The sequence below is a fragment of the Aureimonas sp. Leaf427 genome, from assembly GCF_001425485.1.
GTDB lineage: Bacteria > Pseudomonadota > Alphaproteobacteria > Rhizobiales > Rhizobiaceae > Plantimonas.
This window is the reverse complement of sequence record NZ_LMQW01000051.1, coordinates 118,323-139,003: the sequence shown is the minus strand read 5'-3', so window position 1 is coordinate 139,003 and position 20,681 is coordinate 118,323. Positions and strand designations below refer to the sequence as shown.

Annotated in this window: 19 protein-coding genes; 7 read left to right on the top strand and 12 right to left on the bottom strand. The window is 68.3% G+C overall.

Going from position 1 to position 20,681, the window contains the following annotated elements; all coding sequences use genetic code 11:
* Positions 1–30: 30 nt before the first annotated feature.
* The gene (locus ASG62_RS21425; protein ID WP_056690150.1) at positions 31–1,221 is read right to left on the bottom strand and encodes an MFS transporter; all 1,191 of its coding nucleotides are present in this window, start codon (positions 1,219–1,221) and stop codon (positions 31–33) included.
* 163 nt (positions 1,222–1,384) lie between these two features.
* Here ASG62_RS21425 and ASG62_RS21420 point away from each other — a divergent pair, with 163 nt between their 5' ends.
* The 5 genes from ASG62_RS21420 to ASG62_RS21400 all read left to right on the top strand — a co-directional run bounded on the left by ASG62_RS21420 (position 1,385) and on the right by ASG62_RS21400 (position 5,779).
* A complete protein-coding gene (locus tag ASG62_RS21420) occupies positions 1,385–2,224 on the top strand; it encodes an AAA family ATPase (RefSeq protein ID WP_056690145.1) in 840 nt (279 codons plus the stop codon).
* Positions 2,224–2,673 carry a GNAT family N-acetyltransferase gene (locus ASG62_RS21415; RefSeq protein WP_056690142.1) on the top strand — a complete coding sequence of 150 codons (450 nt, stop codon included), beginning with the start codon at positions 2,224–2,226 and terminating at the stop codon, positions 2,671–2,673. The genes ASG62_RS21420 and ASG62_RS21415 overlap by 1 nt, the downstream gene beginning before the upstream one ends.
* A gap of 4 nt (positions 2,674–2,677) precedes the next feature.
* Positions 2,678–3,484, top strand: coding sequence for a PhzF family phenazine biosynthesis protein (locus ASG62_RS21410; protein ID WP_200944641.1), 807 nt, complete (start codon positions 2,678–2,680; stop codon positions 3,482–3,484).
* A gap of 20 nt (positions 3,485–3,504) precedes the next feature.
* Complete coding sequence (locus ASG62_RS21405) at positions 3,505–4,689, top strand: vWA domain-containing protein (protein WP_056690139.1); 1,185 nt, start codon at positions 3,505–3,507, stop codon at positions 4,687–4,689.
* Between the two features lie 79 nt (positions 4,690–4,768).
* Positions 4,769–5,779, top strand: coding sequence for a Tim44 domain-containing protein (locus ASG62_RS21400; RefSeq protein WP_056690136.1), 1,011 nt, complete (start codon positions 4,769–4,771; stop codon positions 5,777–5,779).
* A 74-nt stretch (positions 5,780–5,853) separates the two neighbouring features.
* Here ASG62_RS21400 and ASG62_RS21395 read toward each other — a convergent pair whose 3' ends face one another.
* The 11 genes from ASG62_RS21395 to ASG62_RS21345 all read right to left on the bottom strand — a co-directional run bounded on the left by ASG62_RS21395 (position 5,854) and on the right by ASG62_RS21345 (position 19,773).
* Positions 5,854–6,150 (bottom strand): AzlD family protein, encoded by a 297-nt coding sequence (locus ASG62_RS21395; protein WP_056690133.1) that lies wholly within the window; start codon positions 6,148–6,150, stop codon positions 5,854–5,856.
* On the bottom strand, positions 6,147–6,875 hold the full coding sequence (locus tag ASG62_RS21390) for an AzlC family ABC transporter permease (RefSeq protein ID WP_056690127.1): 729 nt from the start codon (positions 6,873–6,875) through the stop codon (positions 6,147–6,149). The genes ASG62_RS21395 and ASG62_RS21390 overlap by 4 nt, the downstream gene beginning before the upstream one ends.
* 70 nt (positions 6,876–6,945) lie before the next feature.
* Positions 6,946–7,806, bottom strand: a complete 861-nt coding sequence (locus tag ASG62_RS21385) for a 3'-5' exonuclease (protein WP_056690126.1) — start codon at positions 7,804–7,806, stop codon at positions 6,946–6,948.
* A 55-nt stretch (positions 7,807–7,861) separates the two neighbouring features.
* On the bottom strand, positions 7,862–10,423 hold the full coding sequence (gene ligA / locus ASG62_RS21380) for an NAD-dependent DNA ligase LigA (RefSeq protein WP_056690120.1): 2,562 nt from the start codon (positions 10,421–10,423) through the stop codon (positions 7,862–7,864).
* 100 nt (positions 10,424–10,523) lie between these two features.
* Positions 10,524–12,197: a DNA repair protein RecN gene (recN, locus tag ASG62_RS21375; RefSeq protein ID WP_056690118.1), complete on the bottom strand. Its 1,674-nt coding sequence runs from the start codon at positions 12,195–12,197 to the stop codon at positions 10,524–10,526.
* 206 nt (positions 12,198–12,403) lie between these two features.
* Positions 12,404–13,297 carry an outer membrane protein assembly factor BamD gene (locus ASG62_RS21370; RefSeq protein ID WP_056690115.1) on the bottom strand — a complete coding sequence of 298 codons (894 nt, stop codon included), beginning with the start codon at positions 13,295–13,297 and terminating at the stop codon, positions 12,404–12,406.
* A gap of 275 nt (positions 13,298–13,572) precedes the next feature.
* Positions 13,573–14,520 (bottom strand): UDP-3-O-acyl-N-acetylglucosamine deacetylase, encoded by a 948-nt coding sequence (gene lpxC / locus ASG62_RS21365; protein WP_156382317.1) that lies wholly within the window; start codon positions 14,518–14,520, stop codon positions 13,573–13,575.
* A gap of 327 nt (positions 14,521–14,847) precedes the next feature.
* Positions 14,848–16,470, bottom strand: coding sequence for a cell division protein FtsZ (gene ftsZ, locus ASG62_RS21360; protein ID WP_056690773.1), 1,623 nt, complete (start codon positions 16,468–16,470; stop codon positions 14,848–14,850).
* A 131-nt stretch (positions 16,471–16,601) separates the two neighbouring features.
* On the bottom strand, positions 16,602–17,921 hold the full coding sequence (gene ftsA / locus ASG62_RS21355) for a cell division protein FtsA (RefSeq protein ID WP_413814228.1): 1,320 nt from the start codon (positions 17,919–17,921) through the stop codon (positions 16,602–16,604).
* 5 nt (positions 17,922–17,926) lie between these two features.
* The gene (locus ASG62_RS21350; protein ID WP_082536978.1) at positions 17,927–18,862 is read right to left on the bottom strand and encodes a cell division protein FtsQ/DivIB; all 936 of its coding nucleotides are present in this window, start codon (positions 18,860–18,862) and stop codon (positions 17,927–17,929) included.
* Positions 18,850–19,773, bottom strand: coding sequence for a D-alanine--D-alanine ligase (locus tag ASG62_RS21345; RefSeq protein ID WP_056690106.1), 924 nt, complete (start codon positions 19,771–19,773; stop codon positions 18,850–18,852). Before ASG62_RS21345 ends, ASG62_RS21350 begins: the two co-directional genes overlap by 13 nt.
* 274 nt (positions 19,774–20,047) lie before the next feature.
* Here ASG62_RS21345 and ASG62_RS21340 point away from each other — a divergent pair, with 274 nt between their 5' ends.
* Together ASG62_RS21340 and ASG62_RS21335 are read left to right on the top strand one after the other, a co-directional pair.
* On the top strand, positions 20,048–20,344 hold the full coding sequence (locus tag ASG62_RS21340) for a type II toxin-antitoxin system RelE/ParE family toxin (protein ID WP_056690103.1): 297 nt from the start codon (positions 20,048–20,050) through the stop codon (positions 20,342–20,344).
* A gap of 8 nt (positions 20,345–20,352) precedes the next feature.
* Positions 20,353–20,661, top strand: a complete 309-nt coding sequence (locus ASG62_RS21335) for a HigA family addiction module antitoxin (RefSeq protein WP_056690101.1) — start codon at positions 20,353–20,355, stop codon at positions 20,659–20,661.
* Positions 20,662–20,681 lie beyond the last annotated feature (20 nt).

Here is a 20,681-nt window from a genome sequence, read left to right as displayed (position 1 = left end):
GCCATCGTCACGAGGCCGGACCTCGAACGTCTACGCCGCCGAGACCGTCGCGGGCGCCCGGCGCTCCGTCGCGAGGTAGAGGAGCGCGGCGGTCGGAAAGCCGAGGCCGAGCGCGCAGAGCCCGGGCCAGCCGAAGGCCTGGAGCACCGGGCTTGTCAGCGCCGAGCCGAGCGCGCCGCCGCAGAAGAAGGTCGCCATGTAGACCGCGTTCATCCGGTTTCGCAGCGCGGGGTTCAGCCCCAGGATCTCGCGCTGCCCGATAACGAGATTGGCCTGGACGCCGAGATCGACGAGGACGCCGGCAACGACCAGCGCCACCAGCGAATGCGCGCCGAGAAAGGCCGAAGCGAAGCCCGCCGCGACCGCCAGCATGGCGACGATCGTTCCGATGCGCTGATAGCCGCGATCGGCCAGCCGCCCCGCGACGGGCGCGGCGAAGACGCCGGACAAAGCGAAGAGCGCGACGCCGGCCGCCGAGAAGCGGTAGGCCTCGCCGAAGAGAAGCAGCGGCGCGCCGGTCCAGAAGAGGGAGAAGGCGGCAAAGAGCGCGGCATGATAGAGCGCACGCCGCCGCAGCACGGGCACGGTGAGGAAGAGCCGGCCGAGCGAGCCGATCAGCTCGGGATAGCGCTCGCCGCCCTCGGGCCTGCGGCTGGGAAAGAGCGCCGCGCCGGCCAGGAGCAGCGCGAAGACGAGGCCGGCCGAGGCCGCGAAGACGCCGCGCCAGCCGAGGATCTCGGCCAGAAAGCCCGAGAGCGGGCGCGCCATGAGAATGCCCGCGAGAAGCCCCGTCACGACATTGCCGACGACGCGTCCGCGCGCCTCCGGCGGCGCCATGGAGGCGGCGAGCGGCACCAGCATCTGCGCGGCCGAGGAGGTGAGGCCGACGACGAGCATCAACGCGAAAAGGGCGGGCAAGCCGGGCGTCAGCGACAGGCCGACGAGCGCCGCGACGTTCGCCGCCATGGTGGCGAGGATGACGCGACGGTTCTCGAAGACGTCGCCGAGCGGCACGAGCAGCACGAGGCCGAGGCCGTAGCCGATCTGGGCCGCCGTCACGAGCCAGCTTTCGGCCGAAGGCGCCAGGCCCATCCCCTCCCCGATCAGCGCCACCAGCGGCTGCGCGTAGTAGAGATTGGCCGCGAGCGCCCCGCAGGTGAAGGCGAAGAGAAGGGTGAGGCCGGGGCCGAGGGACGCCGGCGCGCGAAGGGGTGATGTCATGGCGTTCGGCCGTCTTCGCCGTCCCGGCCGCCGGGAGGCTCGCTCGCAGCCGGCATAGCATTGCGCCGCATCGCCCCCAAGCGGTCTTGTGCGGTGCGGCCATGGCTTGCTCGCGGACGGCAGGGCCTTATGCTGCGGGGGGACTTCAGGAGGAACGGACCCCATGCGCTTTTCCGGCACGGACGCCTATGTCGCGGGCAAGGACCTGATGGTGGCGGTGAACGCGGCCATCGCGCTCGAGCGCCCGCTTCTCGTCAAGGGCGAGCCGGGCACGGGCAAGACCGAGCTTGCCGTCCAGATCGCGACCTCGCTCGGCCTGCGGCTCATCGAGTGGAACGTGAAGTCCACGACCAAGGCGAGCCAGGGCCTCTACGAGTACGACGCGGTCTCCCGGCTGCGGGACAGCCAGCTCGGGGATGCCCGCGTCGCCGACATCGGCAACTACATCCGCCGGGGCAAGCTTTGGGAGGCGTTCGACTCCGACGAGCGCGTGGTGCTTCTGATCGACGAGATCGACAAGGCCGACATCGAGTTTCCGAACGACCTCCTGCAGGAGCTCGATCGCATGGAGTTCTACGTCTACGAGACCGACCGGACGGTGCGCGCCAAGCGTCGGCCGATCGTCGTCATCACGTCGAACAACGAGAAGGAACTGCCCGACGCCTTCCTGCGCCGCTGCTTCTTTCACTACATCCGCTTTCCCGACGCCGAGACGCTGGAGCGGATCGTGGAGGTGCACCATCCCGGCATCCGTCCCGATCTCCTGCGGGCCGCGCTGACGCAGTTCTACGAGATCCGCGATCAGCCCGGCTTGAAGAAAAAACCCTCGACCTCCGAAGCCCTCGACTGGATTCGCCTTCTCGTCGCCGACGACGTGGCCCCGGAAGACCTACGCGAAAGCCCGACCAAGATGCTGCCCAAGCTGCACGGCGCCCTCCTGAAGAACGAACAGGACGTCCACCTCTTCGAACGGCTGGCCTTTCTGGCCCGGGGGCGCGGCTGATGTCTAAGATCGTCATCCGCCCCATCGTGGCCTCCGACGAGGCCGAGTGGCGCCGGCTCTGGACCGCCTATCTCACCTTCTACAAGGCCAGCGTCTCCGAAGAGGTCTATGCGACGAGCTTCAAGCGGCTGCTCTCCGGCGCCGACAACGAGTTCCGCGGGCTCATCGCCCTGCAGGACGGGCGCCCCGTCGGCCTCGCGCACTATCTCTTCCATCGGCACGGCTGGCGCGTGGAGAATGTCTGCTACCTCCAGGACCTCTATGCCGATCCCGACGTGCGCGGAACCGGCATCGGCCGCCGCCTGATCGAGGCGGTCTATGCGGCGGCGGACGCCGAGGGCTGCCCGCAGGTCTACTGGACGACGCAGCATTTCAACGAGGTGGCGCGCACGCTCTACGACCGGATCGGCGAGCTGACGCCCTTCATCAAGTACCAGCGGAAGGTCTAGCATCGTGAAGGACACGCTGAGACTGTATCAGGTCGATGCCTTCACCGACCGGCTCTTCGGCGGCAATCCGGCGGCCGTGGTGCCGCTGGACGCCTGGCTGCCGGACGACGTTCTCCAGCGGATCGCGATGGAGAACAACCTGTCGGAGACGGCCTATCTCGTGCCGGAAGGACCAGCCCGCTGGGCGCTGCGCTGGTTCACGCCGACGATCGAAGTGCCGCTCTGCGGGCATGCGACCCTGGCGAGCGCCTTCGTGCTGGCGCAGGTTCTGGGCGAAGAGGCGGAGGTCCTGACCTTCTCGACCATCTGGTCCGGCGATCTCGCGGTGACGCGGGACGGGCAGCGCTTCTCGATGCGCCTGCCCCGCCGCAACGCGAGCGGACCCGGCGATCTCGATGCCCTCGCCGATGTGCTGCGGGCGCGGCCGTCGGAGGTCGTCGTCGTTCCGGCCGTGCAGGACGACACGTTCCTCGCCGTCTTCGAGACGGAGGCGGAGGTGCGGGCCCTCGCTCCCGATTTCCGGGCCATGGCGGCGCTTCCCGCGCGCAACGTCATCGCGACGGCGCCGGGCGAGACGTCCGACTTCGTCTCCCGTTTCTTCGCGCCGAAGGGCGGCATCGACGAGGACCCGGTGACGGGTTCGGCCCATTGCGGGCTGGTGCCCTACTGGCACGGGCGCATGGGCAAGACCGAGTTCCACGCAAGGCAGGTCTCGTCACGCGGCGGCGAGCTGTTCTGCCGGCTGGAAGAGGACGCGGTGATCGTCGCCGGTCAGGCCGTTCTCTACATGACCGGCGACTTTCGCCTCTAACCGACAGGGCGTTCAACCCGATGTTCCTGCCCTTCTTTCTCAAGCTGAAAGCTGCGGGCGTGCCGGTGACGCTGCGCGAGCATCTGGCGTTTCTGGAGGCGCTCTCCGCCGATCTCGTCACCTACGACGTCGAGGGCTTCTACTATCTCGCCCGCTCCTGCCTCGTGAAGGACGAGCGGCATATCGACCGCTTCGACCGCGTGTTCTCGGAGGCCTTCAAAGGGCTGGAGGCGCTGTCCGGGGAGGCCGGCACGGAGGCGCGCGAGCTTCCCGAAGACTGGCTCCGCAGCCTTGCCGAGCGCCATTTCACCGAGGAGGAGAAGGCGCTCGTGGAAAGCCTCGGCGGTTTCGACAAGATCATGGAAGCGCTGAAGGAGCGGCTGGCGGAGCAGGACAGCCGCCACCAGGGCGGCTCGAAATGGATCGGGACGGGCGGCACCTCGCCGTTCGGCGCCGAAGGCTACAACCCGGAAGGCGTGCGCATCGGCCAGGAGACGAGCCGGCACCGGCGGGCGGTGAAGGTCTGGGACCGCCGCGAGTTCAGGAACTTCGACGACGGCGTCGAACTCGGCACGCGCAACCTGAAGATCGCGCTGCGCCGCCTGCGACGCTGGGTGCGCGAGGGGGCCGAGGACGAACTCGACCTCACCGGCACGATCCGGGCGACGGCCGAACACGGCTATCTCGACGTCGTGACGCGGCCCGAGCGGCGCAACGCCGTGAAGGTCCTCTTGTTTCTGGATTCCGGCGGCTCGATGGACGACCATGTCCGCGAGGCCGAGACGCTCTTCTCCGCCGCGCGCTCGGAGTTCAAGCATCTCGAGGTCTTCTACTTCCACAACTGCCCCTACGAGCGGCTCTGGACGGACAACCGGCGGCGCCACGAGGCGACGCTCGGCACGCTCGACGTGATGCGCACCTACGGCGCGGACTATCGCGCGATCTTCGTCGGCGACGCCTCGATGAGCCCCTACGAGATCGCCGTTCCCGGCGGCTCGGTCGAGCACTGGAACGAGGAGGCCGGCGCGGTCTGGCTGTCGCGGCTGACGGCGAAATGGCCGAAATCCATTTGGCTCAATCCGATCGCCGAGACGCATTGGAACTGGACGCAATCGATCGGCCTCGTGCGCCGCGCCTTCGAGGAGCGGATGTTCCCGATGACGCTGAAGGGCGTGGAACAGGCCATCGCCGTCCTCGCGCGATAGAAAAACACGGGCGGGCGCCTGAAAATCGCAACCTCCGCTTCCTACATGAGGCAATAGAGATCACAGGGGAGAATTCCGCATGCTTTCGTCTCGAACCTTTCGGTTCGCCAGCCTGTTCGCCGGCCTCGTCATGGCCTTCTCCATGGTCGCCATCGACCATGCCGATGCGCGTCGGGGCGGAAGCTTCGGTAGCCGCGGCTCGCGCACCTTCCAGTCCGCGCCGGCGACGACCACCGCCCCTCGCCCGGCCGCACCCGTCGAGCGCTCGATGACGCCGGCCACCGCCGCGCCTTCGACGGCCGCAGCCGGCCGCAACGCGGCCGGTGCCCAGCGCCCCGGCTTCATGAACGGCTTCGGCGGTTCGCTCCTGCGCGGCCTCGCCATCGGCGGCCTCTTCGGCCTGCTCATGGGCAGCGGCTTCGGCGGCATGGCCGGCATGTTCGGCCTTCTCTTCCAGATCCTCCTCATCGGCGGCGGCATCTGGCTGGTCATGCGTCTCCTGCGCTCGCGCAAGGCTTCGCAGCCCGCCATGGCGGGCATGGGCGGCATGAACCGTTCGGCCTACGACCAGAACGGCCCCCGCGCTCCGCAGGGCGGCGGTCTTAGCGGTCTCGGAAGCAGCCTCGGCGGCATGGGCGCCGGCCTCGGCGCGCGCAACGCGAAGGCCAAGCCCTCGAACCCGGACGAGCTCGCCGTCAGCTCGCAGGATCTCGACACGTTCGAGAAGATGCTGACCGAGATCCAGAGCGCCTACGGGCGCGAGGATTACGGCACGCTGCGCCGCGTGACGACGCCGGAGATGATGTCCTATCTCTCCGAGGAACTCGGCTCCAACGCCTCGCGGGGCCTTCGCAACGACGTGTCCGACGTCCGCCTTCTCCAGGGCGACATCGCGGAGAGCTGGCGCGACGCGAACCGCGACTATGCCACGGTCGCCATGCGCTATTCGTCGATCGACGCGACGGTGGAACGCGAATCGGGTCGCGTGGTCGAGGGCAGCACCACGGAAGCGACCGAGAGCACGGAGGTCTGGACCTTTATGCGCGAGAACCGCGGCGCCTGGCAGTTGTCGGCGATTCAGGAAGCCTGATCGCTTCGCATCACTGTCGAACTTCGAAACGGGCGCCTTCGGGCGCCCGTTTTCGTTTGGCGAACGTCTTGGCGTCAGTAGCCCAGAGCGCGCGCCGCGACGACGAAGCCCGTGCCGATGGCGATCGTCACCAGCATCGGCAGTCGCAGCGATAGGACGGCGGCCAGCAGAATGCCGATGCGCTCGGGCCATGCGCCGGAGACGAGCGTGGGCACGACGATCGTGGTGAGCACCGCCGCCGGCACGGCGTTCAGCGCCGCCTCCAGGCGCGACGGAATGCGCTCCATGCGCGCCAGCAGAAGATGCCCGCCGAAGCGGGTCGCATAGGTGAGGAGGCCGCCGAAGAGGGCGACCCACCAGATCTCGTTCATGCCGGCACCTCGACCGCTTCGGGCGCCGGCGTCTCGGGCGTGTCGGGCGTGTCGGGCGTCTTCAGCACGGCGTAGAGAATGCCGCCGAAGGCGCCGAGCGTGATGTGCCAGGGCGCGCCGAGGGTCACGTAGATCGCGGCCGACGCGATGCCGCTGGCGAGCACGACGGGCAGGAAATTCGCCCGCGCGCGAAAGGCCATCAGCAGCGACAGGAAATAGATCGGCAGCACGAAGTCGAGACCGACCGCATAGGGGTCCTTGATGAGCCCGCCGAAGATCGCACCGACCGCGGAGGAGGCGCACCAGTTGAGATAGAGAAGGATGTTGTAGGTGAAGTAGAAGGTCTTGGTCAGCGGCGTCTCGGCCGCGCGCGCCTCGGCCGAGCCGAAGGACGGGTCGGTCAGGAGAAAGAAGGCGGCGGCCTTCTGGAGCGGCGAGAAACGCTGGAGATGCCGGCCGATCGAGGCGGAATAGAGCACATGGCGGAAGTTCAGCGCGAAGACGGAGACGACGACGACCCAGAGCGGCGAGCCGAGGCCGATCATCTGAATGGCCGCCAGCTGGCTCGCGCCCGCGAAGATCGTGGCGGAGAGGCCGAGCGTCTCGGCCAACGTCAGCCCCTGCCCCGCCGCGACCGTGCCGTAGACCGCGCCGAAGGGCGTGGTCACGACGAGAACGGGCAGGATCTGCCGAAGCGCGGCGCGGGCTTCGCTGGACGCGGACATGACGGGCCTTGCTGCAGGACGGGACGGACCTTCGCGTCTTAGAAGGCAAGGGGCTCGAAGCCAAGCGGCGTCAGCGCGCCCCGACCTTGGAAAACAGGGCCACGACCTCGCGAAGCTGCGCCTCGTCGCCGGACAGGATCTGAGCCCGGTCGCCGGCCATCAGCCCCTTCACATGCCGGCAGAGATTGCCGAAGCGGCCCGCCGTGCAGGAACAGCGAAGCGCAGGCACGCCGCCTTTGGAGACGAGCTGCACGTCGTAGGGCGTGCCGGTGCTGCCGCGAACGACGAAGCGGCCGGAGGGCGCGGCGGGGCGCGGCCGCCGCTGCTCGAGCGCGCGCGCCGCGATGCCGCCGGGCCTTGCAGCCGGGGCCGCCTCATCCGCCGCATGGGCGCGGCGCAGGCTGGTGAAGCGGGCGAGATGCTCGATGTCGCGGACTTCCGCCTTGCGCACGCCCTCGATGGCGATGGCGGCGCAGGCGAAGGCGTCCTCCCCCGCATGATGATGGCGGAAGGTGACGCCGAACCGGCGGGCGAGCGTGGAGAGCTTGTGGTCGGGCGCCTCCGGCCAGAGCCGCCGGCCGAGCTGCACCGTGCAGAGCGAGGCGAGCGCCGGGCGCGGCAGTCCGTAGAGGGCGAGCGTCTGGCCGAGCACGGCCAGATCGAAGCTCGCATTGTGGGCGAGGATCAGGGCGCCGTCGATCTCGTGCCGGAAGGTCTCGTAGATGTCGGGAAACTCCGGCGCATCGCGCACGTCCTCGGGCCGGATGCCGTGGACGCGGATATTGCCGGCATCGAAGCGCATCTCCGGCGGCCGCAGCAGATGGTAGGCCCGCCGGGTGACGGAGCCGCCTTCGACGAAGGCGAGACCGATCGCGCAGGCGCTGGCGCGCGAGGCGTTGGCGGTCTCGAAATCGATGGCGACGATGGTCATGTCCGGTCGGTTCCTCGGCGCCCTCGGATCAGCCGGCGCCATCCTTCGCGGTGGATCAGGCGGGCGCGATCATGTCCAGCCATTCGTCCTCGGTTATGACCTTCACGCCATTCTCCCGGGCCTTGTCGAGCTTGGAGCCGGCGCCGGGTCCGGCGACCACGAGATCGGTCTTCTTCGACACGGAGCCCGCGACCTTCGCGCCCAGCCCCTCGGCGGTCGCCTTGGCCTCGTCGCGGGTCATCTTCTCCAGCGAGCCGGTGAAGACGACCGTGAGGCCGGCGACGGGCGAGCCCTCCACCTTCGGCCGCGCGATCGCCTCGGTGGAGACGCCGGCCGCGAGCAGGGCCTCGACGGCCTCTCGATTGTGCGCCTCGCCGAAAAAGTCGATCAGCGAGAGCGTCGCGACCTCGCCGATATCGCCGTCCCGCGCCAGCGCGAGGAAGGGCTCCTTCGGCCGATGGTGCTGCGCTTGGGCGATGGCCTTGCCGAACGCCGCGCCGTCCTCGCCGTAGCGCTCGCGCAGCGCGACGCGCTGGTTGGATTTCAGTGCGAGCGCGGGGTCGCGAAGCGGGTTCCAGGCGGGGTCGGCGAGCTTTTCGGGCTCCACAGCCATCAGCTTCTCGAACGTGCCGCCGCCGATCGTGCGCAGGGCGAAGAGCTCCGCCCAGTCCTCGCCGGGGCGGGAGGCGGCGGCATCGGCGATGCCCGCCATCAGGGCGGGGATATCGGCGAAGTGGCGCGCGAGAGCCTTGGCCGTGGTCTCGCCGATATCGGGAATGCCGAGAGCGAAAATGAAACGGTCGAGCGCGACGGTGCGCCGGGCTTCGATCCCGGCGAGAAGATTCTCGATCGCTTTCGTGGTCTCGGCCTTCTTCGGTGCCTTTTCCGGCGCGGCCTTGCCGTCGGCGAGCCGGCGCGCCTCGGAGATCGCCTGCCGCCGCGCCTCGATCGCATCGCGCAGCGGCTCGAACTCCAGCCTGAAGATATCAGCGGGCTGGCGCAGAAGGCCTGCGTCGAACAGCGTCTCGATATAGGTCTCGCCGAAGCCCTCGATATCGAAGGCGCCGCGCGAGACGAAGTGCTTCAGCCCCTCCTTCGCCTGCGCCGGGCAGGTGAGGCCCGCCGTGCAGACGCGAACGGAATCGGTGCGCCCGGTGCGCGGGTTGATCTCGCGAACGGCGTTGGAATGGCAGACGGGGCAGTGATCGGGAAAGCGGAACGGCTCGGCCCCCTCCGGGCGCTTTTCCAGGACGACATCCACCACCTGCGGAATTACGTCGCCCGCGCGCTGGATGACGACGGTGTCGCCGATGCGCACGTCGCGGCCGCCGCGAATCGGCTGCCCGTCGGCATCGCGGCCGGCAATGTAGTCCTCGTTGTGGAGCGTCACGTTGGAGACGACGACGCCGCCGACGGTGACAGGCGTCAACCGCGCGAGCGGCGCGAGCTTGCCGGTGCGCCCGACATTGATGTCGATCGCCTCCACCACCGTCATCGCCTTCTCGGCGGAGAACTTGTGCGCGATGGCCCAGCGCGGGGAACGGGAGACGAAGCCGAGTTCGTCCTGAAGCGCGAGATCGTCGACCTTGTAGACGACGCCGTCGATGTCGTAGCCGAGCCCGGCCCGGTCCGCCTCGATCGCGTGATAATGGGCAAGCAGCCCCTCCACCGTGTCGAAGCGCTGCATCAGCGGGTTGACGGCAAAGCCCATGGCGCCGAGCGCCGTCACGACCTCGGTCTGCGTGGCGCCCGGCACCTCGCTCGCTTCGCCCCAGGCATAGGCGAAGAAGTGCAGCGGCCGCGAGCGGGTGACGGACGGGTCCTTCTGGCGCAGCGAGCCGGCGGCCGCGTTGCGCGGATTGGCGAACTGGCGGATTTTCCGGCCGGATACCTCGGGCGCGCCGCTTGTCTCGGCGGACTCGGACACCGCCTCATCCGAAGGCTCGATCTCCTCCGCGGCACCGGCCTCCTCGGCTCCCCCGCCCTCCCCGGCCGCGCCGCCGGCCAGGCGGGCGTTCAAGGCGGCGAAATCGTCGTGGCGCATATAGACTTCGCCGCGCACCTCGAAGACGTCGGGCCTGCGCCCGGACAGCCGATGCGGAATGTCTGCAATAGTCAGGGCGTTGCGCGTGACATCCTCGCCGACCGCGCCGTCGCCGCGCGTCGCGGCCGTGACGAGTTCGCCCTTCTCGTAGCGGAGCGACAGGGAGAGGCCGTCGATCTTCGGCTCGGCGGTGATCGCCAGCGGATCGCTTTCCTTCAGGCCGAGAAAGCGGCGCACGCGTCGGGCGAAATCGGCGACGTCCTCGTCGGAAAAGGCGTTGTCCAGCGAGAGCATCGGCCGGGCATGCGTCACCTTCGCAAATTTCGCGGATGGAGCGGCGCCGACACGGTGCGAGGGCGAGTCCTCGCGCAGGAGATGGGGAAAGCGGCGCTCGATCGCGCTGTTGCGGCGGCGCAGGGCGTCGTAGTCGGCATCCGTGACGGTGGGGTCGTCGTCCGCGTAGTAGCGCCGGTCGTGCTCGGCCATCTCGGCGGCAAGGCGCTTCAGCTCGGCTGCGGCCTCGTCTTCGCTCAAGGCTTCGACGGGCGTCGGATCGGACGAGGGCTTGGACATGGGGATCGGCCGTTCGAAGAAAGGGCGGGTCGGACCCGCCTCTACCAGACCGGCCTTTCCCTCACCATGACAAGTTGCCGAAGCGCCTCCGTTCCGCGCGTCAGGCGCCGTGCCCGATCAGCCGCGCGGCAGCGGCGCGGGCCTCGGCGGTGACGCTTTCGCCGGCCAGCATGCGGGCGATCTCCTCGGTGCGGATGTCGTCCTCGATGCGCACGACGCGGGTCGCCAGACGCTCGTCGCCCGGGCGCGATTCGGCCTTCGAGATCAGAAGATGCGTCGTCGCGCGGGCCGCGACCTGGGGCGCGTGGGTGACGGAGAGAACCTGGACGCGCGTCGCGAGGCGCGCAAGACGGCGGCCGATCGCATCCGCGACCGCGCCGCCGACGCCCGTGTCGATCTCGTCGAAGACCAGCGTCGGCGCCGAGCCCTTGTCGGCGAGCGCGACCTTCAGCGCGAGCAGGAAGCGCGAGAGTTCGCCGCCGGAGGCGACCTTCATCATCGGCCCCGCCCGTGTGCCCGGGTTGGTGCGCACCCAGAACTCCACCGTGTCGATGCCGGCGGCGGACGGGCTTTCAGCATCCGAGGAAAGCTCCACGATGAAGGCGGCGCGCTCCAGCTTCATGTCGGGAAGCTCGGCCATGACGGCGGCTTCGAGAAGGCGCGCGACGACGAGGCGCTTGGCGGAAAGGTCCTGCGCCTGCGCATCGAAGCGTGCGCGATGCTCCTTGGCTTCGCCCTCCAGCCGCGTCAGCCGCTCCTCGCCGGCATCGAGATCGGCGAGGTCGCCGATCATCTGGGCGGCGAGATCGGGCAGCGCATCGACGGCGCGCGAGTACTTCCGGCCGGCGGCGCGGAGGGCGAAGAGCCGCTCCTCGCACTCCTCCAGCGCGCGCGGATCGAACTCCAGGCTGCGCAGGGCGGCCTGAAGGCTCATCTGCGCATCCGACAGCGCATCCAGCGCCGCGTCCAGCCGCTCGATCGGCGCGTCCAGCAGGCCGGGAAGCTCGTCCTTCTTGCGATCGAGGCGCTTCAGGAGGCCGGCAAGCGCGGGGATCGGCGAGGCATGGCCGGACAGTTCCTCATGCGCGTCGTTGACATCCGTCGCGATCTTCTCCGAGCGCATCATCACCTGACGCCGCGCGGCTAGCTCCTCCTCCTCCCCCACGATCGGGGCAAGTTCGGAGAGTTCCTCCACGGCGGCGCGCAGATAGTCCGCCTCGCGGGCGGCGGCTTCGACCTTGGCGCGGTGGCGCACGAGCTCGCCCTCCGCCTTCTTCCAGGCGGCATGGGAGGCGGCGACCGTCTCGGCCTCGGTGCGAAGGCCGCCATATTCGTCGAGAAGCCGGCGGTGCGCCTCGGCGTCCACCAGGGCGCGGTCGTCGTGCTGGCCGTGGATCTCGACCAGCGTCGCGCCGATCTCGCGCATGAGCGAGACGCTGGAGGGTCGGTCGTTGATGAAGACGCGGCTGCGGCCGTCCGCGCTCTGGATGCGCCGCAGGATCAGATCGCCGTCGTCGTCGAAGCCGTTCTCGGCCAGCGCCCGGCGGGCGGGATGGGCGGCGGGCAGATCGAAGACGGCCGAGATCTCGCCCTGCTTGGCGCCATGGCGCACCAGCCCGCCATCGCCGCGACCGCCGAGGGCGAGCGACAGCGCGTCGAGCAGGATCGACTTGCCCGCACCCGTCTCGCCCGTCAGCACGGACAGGCCGTCATGGAGATCGAGATCGAGCCGTTCGATGAGGACGATGTCGCGGATCGAGAGATGGACGAGCATGAAGGATCGCTATCGGAGCCGGACGATCCGGCGCGGTTCGCAACACATAGGGTCTTCCCCGCCGATACGCGAGAGGCCTTTCACCACAGACGGTGCCGATGCGGCACGTCGGATGCTCTTGGACAGCCGTATCGGCGGGTGGCCGAAAACGCGAAAGGCCGGCGCGCTGTCGCACCGGCCCTCGTCTCGTCGCAGGCGTCGGGCGCTCAGGCGCCGCCGGTGATCGCCTTGGTCGCGTTGGCGAACCAGGACGTGGCCCCGCCCGCGCGCGGCTCCAGGCCGTTCGTCTGAAGCAGGGAGTAGGAGTCCTTGTACCACTGCGAGTCCGGGAAGTTCTGGCCGAGCACGGAGGCTGAGGCCTGCGCCTCCTGCGTCAGGCCCATGGCGTAGTAGGACTCGGTCAGGCGCGCGAGCGCCTCCTCGACATGGCGCGTGTTCGGATAGGTGTCCACGACGGTCTTGAAGCGGTTGATCGCGGCCAGATACTCGCGGCGCTCCAGATAGTAGCGACCGACCTGCATCTCCTTGCCGGCCAGCTGGTCGCGCGTCACGCGGATCTTGGAACGGGCGTCCTCGGCATATTCGGACTCGGGATAGCGGTCGACGACCTCCTGCATGGCCGCGGAGGCGCGCGCGGTTTCCTTCTGGTCGCGCGTCACGTCCGGGATCTGGCGGAAGTAGGAAAGGCCGATGATGTACTGCGCGTAGGGCGCCTCGTCCGTGCCCGGATAGGTCGCCAGATAGCGCCGCGAGGAGGTCACGGCCTCTTCGTAGTCGCCGTTGCGATAGCTGGTGAAGGCGCGCATCACCAGCGCCTTGCGGGCCCATTCGGAATAGGGATGCTGGCGGTCGATCGCCTCGAACTTCTTGGCGGCTTCGCCGAGACGTCCGCCTTCGAGATTGGCGAGGCCCTGGTTGTAGAGAACGTCGGCCGGCTCGGTCTCTGCGGCGAGCGCCAGAACGTCGGCGGAGTCGTCGTCCTTGCCGAAGGACAGGCAGCCGCCGAGAGACAGCGAGCCCGCGACGAGCGCGAGGCAGGCGGCGCCCCGCAGCAGCGTGGAACCACGGGCGAACGACCTTTCGGCGCGCAGGAACGGCATGTGACGCATGAAGACGTTTCCCCTCGGACCCCCGACGTCCGGGCTGTCTAGATCAGACCACCGAGGCCTGCAACGCGCAGAAGGGGATTCAACAAGCCTTTTTTAAGGCGATGGTGCATCGGACCATAGGCCGGGCCAAGAGACGCCAAGTCTAACGCCGCAGCCGACGCGGCTCAACGCCGCCGAGCGCAAGCTTAGCGCGCGCCTGTTTCTTGGCGGCGCCAGAAACCCGGCGGCCCGGAGCGGAAATACTCCGCCCGGCAGAAGCCTGTGGATCAGAGCGTCTGCGGGCCGTAGGCGGGCGCGGCGACGGCGGCGGTGATCAGCGGCGAGTGACGGGCGATGTCGCGACGACGGGTCGGGACCTCGACGATCTCGTAGGCCGTGTGGTCGGCGAGCAGCGCCTGGAGCGCGAGCGCGTTGACCTTGTGGCCGCCGCGATAGGAGCGGTAGCAGCCCAGAATGCGCGCGCCGCCGAGAGCCTGATCGCCCACGGCGTCGAGCGCCTTGTGGCGGACGAACTCGTCGACGAAGCGCAGGCCGTCGGAATTGATGATGCGGTCGTCATGGCCGATCACGACGGAATTCTCGAGCGAGGAGCCGAGCGCATGGCCCGAGGCCCAGAGACGCTCGACATCCTTCATGAAGCCGAAGGTGCGGGCGCGGGCGAGCTCGTCGCGGAAGAGAGCGGGCGAAAGATCGCCCGCGAAGACCTGCCGGCCGATGGTCGGCGAGGCGAAGTCGATCTCGACCTCGAAGCGCGTGCCCTCGTGCGGACGATACTCGGCATAGGCATGGCCGACCTCGACGCGAACCGGCTTCAGCACGCGGATGTAGCGGCGCTTGGCGGACTGGCGGGACAGGCCGACGGACTCGATGGCCTCGACGAAGGCGGCCGAGCAGCCGTCCATGATCGGGACTTCGTTGGAATCGATCTCGACGATGACGTTGTCGACGCCCATCGCGTAGAGGGCGGCCATCAGATGCTCGATCGTCGCCACATGAACGCCACGCAGATCGCCGACGATGGTCGACAGGTCCGTCGCGGGCACGTTGGACGAGAGCGCCTTGATCTCGTGCGGCAGGGTGCGGCCGGCCGTGAAAACGTGAAAGATGACACCCGTTCCAGCTTCGGCGGGGACGAGGGAAAGCTGCACGGGGTTGCCGCTGTGGACGCCGACGCCGTTGAAATCGATCCGCGCGCCGATCGTCTGCTGATGCATCAACACGATGGGAAGTCCTCTCTAACCGACCTTATGCGCGGCGGCATCCGCTGAACTGACTAGCGTTTCCGCCCCGCCGGTTAGGCTTTCGACCTCTTGCATCAGCCCCCTCCCCAGGGTCGACCGAAGCGTCGATACGCCCGTCTTTCACTACGCCATGAAACTAGGTGGATGAAGCCTTTCCGCCAAATCACGGATTCTTACCCGTTGTTACCGGGACACGGGTCCGCACGCGGAATTTCGGCATATAATCCAGTTCGTTAACAAAAGAGCCCGCCGTCTTGCAACGGCGGGCTCTGTGTCATGACTGCAACGCTCGTCGTGCGCTCAGTTCGTCTGGCGGCGCAGGAAAGCCGGGATCTCCAGCTGATCGTCCTCGGCGGAGGGACGAACCTGCGAAACCGGGCGGGCCGCGGAGTCCGCCGCCTGACGGCGCGGCGCATAGGGGTTCTGCTCGACGACGGCGCGGCGGGCTTCCGGCGCACGCGGCGCGCTCTTGGTCTCGGCGGACAGACCCTCTTCCTCGTCGCGGCGCGAGAGGCCGGTCGTGAGGCGGCGCAGGAGACCCATCGGGCCCTTGTCGTCGGCGTTCATGTCGAGAGCCGAGGAACGGCGCTCCATCTCGGCCTGGACGACCGGGGGGAAGTCCTCGACGCGGGGCATGCGCGAGGCAGGAGCGGCCGTCTCGCGGCGGGTCTCGGCGACCGGCGCGCGGTGCTGGACCTGTGCGATCTCGGCCTGAAGGGCGGCGGAGAAGTCGTCCTCCATGTCCTGCGTGTCCATCGCGGGAGCCGCTTCCATCTCCGGCTCGTAGACGGGCGCGGCGGCGACCGGTGCCGCGGCGCGGGGCGCCTCGACGGGAGCGGCATAGGCCATGGCGGGCATCGCGGCCTGCTGGACGGGGGCTGCGGGCGCCGCGGCGGCCGGGCGCGGCATCATCGGCGCGTGGCGAACCTCGATCGGGCGGTTGTAGGCTTCCTGCGCCGTCTTATCGATGCCGGTCGCGACGACCGACACGCGGATGACGCCTTCCAGGCTCTCGTCGAAGGTCGCGCCGAGGATGATGTTGGCGTCGCTGTCGACCTCCTCGCGGATGCGGGTCGCCGCCTCGTCCACCTCGAAGAGGGTGAGGTCGCGGCCGCCGGTGATCGAGATGAGGAGGCCCTTGGCGCCCTTCATCGAGGTCTCGTCGAGAAGCGGGTTGGCGATCGCGGCCTCGGCGGCGGCCATCGCGCGGCCCTCGCCGGACGCCTCGCCCGTGCCCATCATGGCCTTGCCCATCTCGCGCATCACGGAGCGCACGTCCGCGAAGTCGAGGTTGATCAGGCCTTCCTTGACCATGAGGTCGGTGATGCAGGCGACGCCGGAATAGAGGACCTGATCGGCCATGCCGAAGGCATCGGCGAAGGTCGTCTTGTCGTTGGCGATGCGGAAGAGGTTCTGGTTCGGAATGACGATCAGCGTGTCGACGTTCTTCTGCAGATCCTCGATGCCCTGCTCGGCAATGCGCAGGCGACGCTGGCCCTCGAAGTGGAAGGGCTTGGTCACGACGCCGACGGTGAGAATGCCCTTCTCGCGCGCCGCGCGGGCGACGACGGGGGCAGCGCCCGTGCCGGTGCCGCCGCCCATGCCGGCGGTGACGAAGCACATGTGCGAGCCGAGGAGATGATCGCAGATCTCGTCGAGCGACTCTTCGGCGGCCGCGCGGCCGACTTCCGGCTGCGAACCCGCGCCGAGGCCTTCGGTGACGGCGACACCCATCTGGATGACGCGCTCGGCGCGCGAGGAGCGCAGCGCCTGGGCATCGGTGTTGGCGATGACGAACTCGACGCCCTCGAGGCCCGCGTTGATCATGTTGTTGACCGCATTGCAGCCGCCGCCGCCGACACCGAACACGGTGATCCGGGGCTTCAGTTCCGTGATGTCGGGCTTCGCCAGGTTGATGGCCATGTTCTTCATCCTCTTTGCGATAGTGGCCGTGTCGCCGCGCCGGCCTGTCAGTTTAGGTGGGTCGAACAAGACGCGCGGCGCGCGCTTCTCTGGAGGGACCGGGCCGATCCGTGGCCCCGATCCCCGATCGGTTAGAAACTCTTCCGCACCCAGGAGCCGAAGCGCCCTAGTGTGGTGCCCTCGTCGAAGGCGAAACTGGCGGCGCCCGATTCGGCGAAGTGCTCGCTCGGCGCGATCTGCGGGTAGATCAGGAGACCGACCGCCGTGGCGAAGGCCGGGCTCTTGTTGGCCGCGCTGAGGCCGGCGACGCCGACCGGGCGCCCCAGGCGCACGTTGCGCTGCATGATGGAGCGCGCGGCATCGCCGAGACCGGCGAGCTGGCTGGCGCCGCCCGTCAGCACCACGCGCTTGCCGATGACATGGCCGAGGCCGGAGGCCGCCAGCCGGTCGCGGATCAGCTCGAACGTCTCCTCGACGCGGGGCCGGATGATCCGCGCGACCAGCGAGCGGGCGACGTTGACGGGCGCCTCGAAGCCTTCCTCGCCGAGCGGAGCGACCTCGATCGTCTCGGAATCGGCCATCAGCTCGCTCATGGCGGAGCCGTGCATGACCTTCAGACGCTCGGCATGTTCGGGCCGAATGGACAGGCCACGCGCCAGATCCATCGTGATGTGATGACCGCCGAGCGCGACGCTGTCGGCATAGACGAAGCGGCCGTTCTGGAAGATCGCGATCGTCGTCGCGCCGCCGCCCATGTCGATGCAGGCCGAACCCATGTCGGCCTCGTCGTCGACGAGCGTCGACAGGCCGGAGGCGAAGGGCGTGGCGACGAAAGCTTCGACCACAAGATGCGCGCGGTTGATCGCAGCCTCCAGATTGCGCAGCGGCGTCTCTTCGGCGGACAGGACGTGCATGTCCGCGCCGAGCCGGCGACCGACCATGCCCTGCGGATTTTCGAGCCCGGACTCGCCGTCGAGCGAGACATCGAACGGAATGGAGTGCAGCACGACGCGGCCGGGCTCGATCGGCGCGCGGGCGGCAAGGCCGAGCACGCGCTTGAGATCGGAGGCCTGGACCTCGCCGCCGTCAACGCCGAGCTCGCCGCGACCGCGCAGGCTCTTCAGCCGGCCGGCGGTGAGCGAGACGATGAGGCTCTCGATCGTCAGGCCCGCCTGACGCTCGGCGGCGTCCACGCAGAAGCGGATCGACTTCTCGGCCGCCTCCAGATCGACCACGACGCCCGACTTGATGCCGCGCGAGCGCTGGTGCCCGATGCCGATGACCTCGATCTCGTGCGTCCGGTTCGGCAGGATCTCGCTCTCGCCCTTCGGCTTCAGCCGGGCGATGAGGCACGTCACCTTGGTCGTTCCGATGTCGAGAACGGAAATGATGCGGGTCTTGCGCGAGGAAACCGACTTCACGCGCGGGAGCTTGCCGCCGCGACGGGACAGGAGCGTCATACCGGCTTCTCCTTGGAGGATTGCTTGATGACCTTTTCGCGCGCCTTCAAAGCGGCGTCGCGGCGCACGAGGGCGTCCGGCGTCAGTTTGACGACCATGCGATCGGAGATGCGCATGTCGACGGCGAGAATGTCACGCGACAGCAAGCCCACGTCCCTATCCATTTTGGAGACCGCGGCAGCTGCCTCGATCGCCCCCTCCTCGGGAAGTCTGATGGTCACGCCGTTCTCGAGACGAAGATCCCAACGGCGTTCCCCGACGCGAATGTAGGCCTTCACCCTTGCGCGAAGCTCGGGAAGCACGTCGAGCTCGCTCAAAAGAGCCGCCGCGTTCTTGCCTGCGCCCGCGCCGACGAAGAAGGGCAGGTTCGCGAAGCGCGCCGCGCCGTACGGCATGATCTCGCCGCCGTCCCGGTCGATGATGAAGAGCTCCCGCCCCTTCTGCCAGACGGCGAAGGGCGCGCGCTCGACGAGCTTGATCTCGACGCGGTCGGGATAGGTCTTGGAGACCGAGGCGTGCTCGATCCAGGGCATGGCTTCCAGCGCCACGCGTGCCGCCTCGGGATCGAGCGAGGGAAGGCTCTGCGCGCCCGTTCCCCAGAGCGTCTGAAGAACGTCGATCTCGGAGGTCTCGCCATTGCCGGCGACGTCGATCTTGTCGATCGCAAAGCCGAGCGGCTGCGCGATCGTGTCGATGACGGTCGTCGTATGGCCACCCAGCGACATGCCGTAGAGGGCGGTCGAGGAGAGGAGAACGGCCGCGATCGTGCCGAAGCGCGGCGCGCGCAGACGCGACAGGTTCTCGCCGAGGGCCGCGAGGCGGCGTCCCGCGATGGACAGGCGGAAGGCGAGCTTGAAGCCCTTGCCGTGATCGAAGGTCGGCTCGCGCTGGAAGCTCGGCTCCCGGCGGGAGCTGCGGTTCACCGCCGGCATGACGCGTCCTCCACCATCCAGGTCAGGAGCTCGCCGAAGGAATGGCCTGCGGCACGCGCGATATCGGGAACGAGCGAGGTCGGCGTCATGCCGGGCTGCGTGTTGATCTCCAGCCAGACCAGCTCGCCATCCTCGCCGAACCGGTCGTCGTAGCGGAAATCGGAGCGCGAGACGCCGCGGCAGCCGACCGCGCGATGCGCGGCGAGCGCCGCCGCCTGGACGCGGTTGGCGATGCGGGCCGGGATCGGCGCCGGGATCTCGTGGCGCGAGCCGCCCGGCATGTACTTGGAATCGTAGTCGTAGAAGGCGTGGCCTTCGGTCGTGATCTCGCAGACGCCGAGCGCGACATCGCCCATGACGGCGCAGGTCAGCTCCCGCCCATGGACGAAGCGCTCGACCATCACGCTCTCGCCGAAGGTCCAGTCGGTGCCGTGGAGCTGCTGGGGCGGATGGGCCTGATCCTCGCGCACGATGAGCACGCCAAAGCTCGACCCTTCCGCGATCGGCTTCACGACATAGGGCGTCGGCATGACATGGGCCTTGGCCACGTCGCGGCGGTCGAGCACCTTGTGGTCGATCACGGGCACGCCCGCCGCCTTCGCCACGGTCTTCGCCTTGACCTTGTTCATGGCCAGCGCGGAGGCGAGCACGCCGGAATGGGTGTAGGGAATTTCCAGGAATTCGAGGACGCCCTGGATCGTGCCGTCCTCGCCGAAGGGGCCGTGAAGCGCGTTGAAGCAGACGTCCGGCTTCAGCTCGGACAGAACGGTCATCACGTCGCGGCCGACATCGATGCGCGTGATCCGAAAGCCCTCGGCCTCCAGCGCATCGGCGCAGGCGGCGCCGGAGGACAGGCTCACCGGCCTCTCGCTCGACCATCCCCCCATCAGTACCGCGACATGCCTCGTCATCGAACGCCCATTCCCATCCCTAGCCAGGGTTCGAGCCCTCCAAGGGCCCGGTTCCTATTCATGGCGTGGCGATGGTTAAGCAGGCGTTAAGGCCGATCGGGCGTCGAAAGAAAATCGTAAGGGCGATGGAAGAAAGGCTCCCCGCGACTGCCACATAGGCATTTCCTGTTACGCTGGAGCCACATAGGCGATCCCGGTTTCGCCAACGGCATCCATCTGTACCCGTTGCCGGATGTCCCATGGAGCGGTACAATGGTTTCATGATGGTGAGACCATGATCGTCAGCTTTCGCGACGCGGCCCTGCAGGTGTTCTTCACGGACGACATTCGCTCGCGAACCATTCCGGCAGATCTGGAAGCAAGACTCTTTCGGAAACTCCAGATGATCGACGACGCCATGACGGATCAGGATCTACGTGTGCCCCCCAGCAATCATTTCGAGAAGCTGAGCGGCACGCTCGAGGGCCATCACTCGATCCGCGTGAACAAGCAATGGCGCCTGATCTTCAAATGGGACGGTGATCGAGGCGAAGCTTCCGATGTCCGTCTCGACGATCACAGCTATCGGTGAGGTGATTCATGCTCATGACGAAGCGCAAGCCGGCCACGGTCGCTGAAATTCTCGTCGAGGAGTTCATGCAGCCGATGGAATTGACCCAGGCGGCCCTGGCGGACGCGATGGGCGTTCCCCGCAAGCACGTCAACGAGCTCTGCAACGACCGCCGGGGCATCACGGCAGCGACCGCGCTGATCCTCGCGCGCGTCTTCGGCAACAGCCCGGACTTCTGGCTGAACGTGCAGCGTCGAAACGACCTTTGGCAGGTTCTGAACTCTCCGGAAGGATTGGCGCGGATCGATCGGGCGAAACCGCTGCCGACCGCTGCCTGATCGTCGCGGCGGCGCGGCTC

What these genes read in the sequence shown, in the direction of transcription:
- ASG62_RS21425 (WP_056690150.1), bottom strand. Translation starts at nt 1,221, where the DNA reads ATGACATCACCCCTTCGCGCGCCGGCGTCCCTCGGCCCCGGCCTCACC.
- ASG62_RS21420 (WP_056690145.1), top strand. Translation starts at nt 1,385, where the DNA reads ATGCGCTTTTCCGGCACGGACGCCTATGTCGCGGGCAAGGACCTGATG.
- ASG62_RS21415 (WP_056690142.1), top strand. Translation starts at nt 2,224, where the DNA reads ATGTCTAAGATCGTCATCCGCCCCATCGTGGCCTCCGACGAGGCCGAG.
- ASG62_RS21405 (WP_056690139.1), top strand. Translation starts at nt 3,505, where the DNA reads ATGTTCCTGCCCTTCTTTCTCAAGCTGAAAGCTGCGGGCGTGCCGGTG.
- ASG62_RS21400 (WP_056690136.1), top strand. Translation starts at nt 4,769, where the DNA reads ATGCTTTCGTCTCGAACCTTTCGGTTCGCCAGCCTGTTCGCCGGCCTC.
- ASG62_RS21395 (WP_056690133.1), bottom strand. Translation starts at nt 6,150, where the DNA reads ATGAACGAGATCTGGTGGGTCGCCCTCTTCGGCGGCCTCCTCACCTAT.
- ASG62_RS21390 (WP_056690127.1), bottom strand. Translation starts at nt 6,875, where the DNA reads ATGTCCGCGTCCAGCGAAGCCCGCGCCGCGCTTCGGCAGATCCTGCCC.
- ASG62_RS21385 (WP_056690126.1), bottom strand. Translation starts at nt 7,806, where the DNA reads ATGACCATCGTCGCCATCGATTTCGAGACCGCCAACGCCTCGCGCGCC.
- ligA (WP_056690120.1), bottom strand. Translation starts at nt 10,423, where the DNA reads ATGTCCAAGCCCTCGTCCGATCCGACGCCCGTCGAAGCCTTGAGCGAA.
- recN (WP_056690118.1), bottom strand. Translation starts at nt 12,197, where the DNA reads ATGCTCGTCCATCTCTCGATCCGCGACATCGTCCTCATCGAACGGCTC.
- ASG62_RS21370 (WP_056690115.1), bottom strand. Translation starts at nt 13,297, where the DNA reads ATGCCGTTCCTGCGCGCCGAAAGGTCGTTCGCCCGTGGTTCCACGCTG.
- lpxC (WP_156382317.1), bottom strand. Translation starts at nt 14,520, where the DNA reads ATGCATCAGCAGACGATCGGCGCGCGGATCGATTTCAACGGCGTCGGC.
- ftsZ (WP_056690773.1), bottom strand. Translation starts at nt 16,470, where the DNA reads ATGGCCATCAACCTGGCGAAGCCCGACATCACGGAACTGAAGCCCCGG.
- ASG62_RS21350 (WP_082536978.1), bottom strand. Translation starts at nt 18,862, where the DNA reads ATGCCGGCGGTGAACCGCAGCTCCCGCCGGGAGCCGAGCTTCCAGCGC.
- ASG62_RS21345 (WP_056690106.1), bottom strand. Translation starts at nt 19,773, where the DNA reads ATGACGAGGCATGTCGCGGTACTGATGGGGGGATGGTCGAGCGAGAGG.
- ASG62_RS21340 (WP_056690103.1), top strand. Translation starts at nt 20,048, where the DNA reads ATGATCGTCAGCTTTCGCGACGCGGCCCTGCAGGTGTTCTTCACGGAC.
- ASG62_RS21335 (WP_056690101.1), top strand. Translation starts at nt 20,353, where the DNA reads ATGCTCATGACGAAGCGCAAGCCGGCCACGGTCGCTGAAATTCTCGTC.